Origin of the sequence: uncultured Campylobacter sp., assembly GCF_938045595.1 — a bacterium.
In the GTDB taxonomy this organism is placed as follows: domain Bacteria; phylum Campylobacterota; class Campylobacteria; order Campylobacterales; family Campylobacteraceae; genus Campylobacter_B.
The window spans coordinates 1-2914 of sequence record NZ_CALIBB010000190.1 but is presented as its reverse complement, the minus strand read 5'-3'; the positions used below and the strand labels follow the sequence as shown (position 1 = coordinate 2914).

Below are 2914 nucleotides of genomic sequence, written 5' to 3'. Positions count from 1 at the left end.
CGCGAAGTCACCGTCCAAGTCGCGCTTTTACGATGATTTAATTAAAATTTCTTGCGCACGAACACCATGCTTAAAATGATTTTTCACCAAATTTTACGCAAGCTTTGGCGCTAAATTTGCCCCAAAATCCGCTCGCAAATTTCGCGCGGGTTTTGCGCCTGATAGATCGGGCGACCGACTACGATAAAATCAGCCCCCGCCTCGCGCGCGACGTCCAGATCCGCCACTCTCTTTTGATCCCCCACGCTCTCGCCAAACGGACGTATACCCGGGCAGAGCGTGATAAAATTTGCGCTCGTAGCGTCCTTTATCAAGCGGCTCTCGTAAGTAGAGCAGACCATGCCGTCAAGTCCTGCTTCATAGCTCATCACGCCAAATTTGCGCACGGCATCGCTTAAATTTTGCTCGTAAACCGCGCTAAATTCCGCCTGATCAAAACTCGTTAGCGCCGAAACCGCTAGCACCAACGGACGCGAAGCTAGCCTATCCAGTCGCTCCATCACTGTAGCCATCGCGCGCTTGCCGCTGCTTGCGTGCACGTTTATCATATCTACGCCAAGCTTAGCGATCTCCTCGGCGGCGTCTGCCATCGTGTTTGGGATGTCGTAGAGCTTTAGATCGAGGAAAATTTTAAAATTCCCGAGCTTTTTTAGCTCCTCTACAAAGTCCGCTCCGTCGCGCAAATAAGCTCTCAAGCCCACCTTGAGCCAAATTTTATCCGAAAAGTCCGCAAGTCCCTCCGCTAGCTGCAAGCACTCCTGCTTCGAGCCCAGATCAAGCGCGACGCAGAGCTTCACTGCCTATCCTTGCCGCGTACCGCGCCTTTGCTACCCGCAGGTCTTTTTGAGACGGCGCCTCTGCCGCCCGCAGATTTTTTCGGTGCGGTAGAGCTTTTGCGCCCAGCGCTACTTTTCGGCGCAGTATTTTTACCCACAGCACCCTTTTTCGGAGCCGCGCTTTTGCCGACTCTGAAATTTCTATCCGCGCCCTCTTTTTTCGGCGCGGCGTCTTTGCCTCGTTCGCCTGCCTTAAAATTTTTACCTCGCTCGCCAGCTTTGAAATTTTTGCCGGTTTTCTCTGTCCTGAATTTATCTCCGACCTTAAAATTTTTCTCCGTTTTAAATGTTTTGCTCGCAGCGGCTTCGGATTTTTTTGCGGATCCGCTGCGAGTTTTCGAATTAGCGGGCTTTTTAGACGGTCTGCTTCTGCTCGCCGTAGAATTTTTCGGCGTGCCGCTCCTCTTTGCTCTCGTAAAATTTTTCGTCTCGCCGTCCGCGCCTGCGGGGATGAAATTTTTCGCCGTATCATCGCTGTCCGAAACAGCGGAGTTTTTCGCCGCAGCAGGCTTAAAATTTTTGGCTACCTCCGTGGTTGTCTCGAGATTTTCGCTTGCCGTCGCAGTCGGCTCGGAAATTTTATCTGCCGCGATTTTTACAGGGCTATCTTTTAGCGCATCCAGCACGCCGTTTATAAATTTAGACGAGATGCCAAGCTCCTTGGCGGAGTTGATCGCTTCGTTGATGACGATGCCTGCGTCGGTGTCCGTAAAGCGCAACTCATACGCCCCGAGCCGCAGTATCGCGCGCTCCAGAGCCGAAATTTCGGCGAGCTTAAATTCCTTTAAATTTTCGTCTATCAGCGCATCGACTGCGGCGAGATTTTCGCTAGCGCCGCGCAGAAGCGCCAGCGTCCAGTTGCGCTGCTCGTTGCGAATGCGCTTTTCTTCCAGATACTCGTCCGCAAAGTCCTCGCCGCCGCCGTTCATATCTTTGGAGTAAAGCAGCGAGATCGCAGCGAGCCTGGCTTGGTGTCTGGTGGCCATTTTACGCCTTTATGTTGCGAAATAGACTTAGAAGCTCGATCGCGCCGCTCATTGCTTCAAAGCCCTTGTTGCCTGCCTTTGCGCCTGCGCGCTCGATCGCTTGCTCGATGTTATCGGTAGTAAGCACGCCGAAAGTCACGGGTGCGCCGTATTTTAGCATGGTGTTTGCGATACCCTTGCTTACCTCGGCGCTTACGTAGTCAAAATGCGGAGTAGAGCCGCGGATCACCGCGCCTAGGCAGACGACGGCGTCGTAGAGCTTGGAGCTTAGCGCCTTTTCAAGCGCGAGCGGGATCTCAAAAGCGCCAGGAACAAGCATCAGGCTTAAATTTTCCTCCTTGCCACCGTGGCGCAAAAACGCATCGTGCGCCCCCTCGACTAGGCGATCGGTGATGATGTGGTTGAAACGGGCGTTGATGATTAGGATCTTTTCGCTGCCCTTAAGAGCAAGCGAGCCTTCGATGATTTTCATGGTTTTCCTTTGCGTTAAATTTAGCGCTAAGCTTAGCTAAATTCGCCAAAATTCTAAATTAATTTCAGCATCACGGCGCTTGAAATTATTAGAAATAAGAGGGGCGCTTTGCGCGCAGAAATTTTCTCGCAGCGGATGAATACGCCTAGGATCACGGCGCCGATCGTGCCGATGCCTGTGCATAAGCTTAGCGTGAATATAAAAAATATGCGAAGCGGGCTAATCTCCAAGTCCTCTTTTGGCGCGATAGCAGTTTCAAGAAAGACGATAAAAAGCGCGCCGAGCCCCGTGTCTAGGACGTATGCGAGTACCGCGCCGATGTATTTTAAAGCAAGCATAAATTAAAAAAGCTCGCAATTACGCAGGTTGCGGTCAGTAGCCAATCGTGCGTACTAGAAGCGTGCTTAAGTCCGTAAGCCCGGTCGCACTCAAAAGCGCTCCGATGAGGATAAGAACAAAGCCTTTGGTTATTCAAAACCGCCTAAATTTTAAATTTGAAGCGCGAGTATAACAAGGAACGAGCTTAGATTGAAATTCATCTTAAAATTAATCCTAAATAATAAATTTTATTAATCATTTAGAAATTTTAGGATATAATCATTTCAAATCATTTCAAGGAG

Annotated in this window: 3 protein-coding genes and 1 pseudogene; all 4 read right to left on the bottom strand. The window is 50.4% G+C overall.

What is annotated here, in order from left to right; all coding sequences use genetic code 11:
* Positions 1 to 110 precede the first annotated feature (110 nt).
* Positions 111 to 797, bottom strand: a complete 687-nt coding sequence (pyrF, locus tag Q0340_RS07595) for an orotidine-5'-phosphate decarboxylase (RefSeq protein WP_363317261.1) — start codon at positions 795 to 797, stop codon at positions 111 to 113.
* 650 nt (positions 798 to 1447) lie between these two features.
* Positions 1448 to 1822: pseudogene (gene nusB / locus Q0340_RS07590) on the bottom strand (transcription antitermination factor NusB); the annotation flags it as partial.
* A gap of 1 nt (position 1823) precedes the next feature.
* Complete coding sequence (ribH, locus tag Q0340_RS07585) at positions 1824 to 2294, bottom strand: 6,7-dimethyl-8-ribityllumazine synthase (protein WP_177388134.1); 471 nt, start codon at positions 2292 to 2294, stop codon at positions 1824 to 1826.
* Positions 2295 to 2347: 53 nt separating this feature from the next.
* Entirely contained in the window at positions 2348 to 2632 is a 285-nt protein-coding gene (locus Q0340_RS07580; RefSeq protein ID WP_298082814.1) for a hypothetical protein, read from the bottom strand.
* Positions 2633 to 2914: the final 282 nt, after the last annotated feature.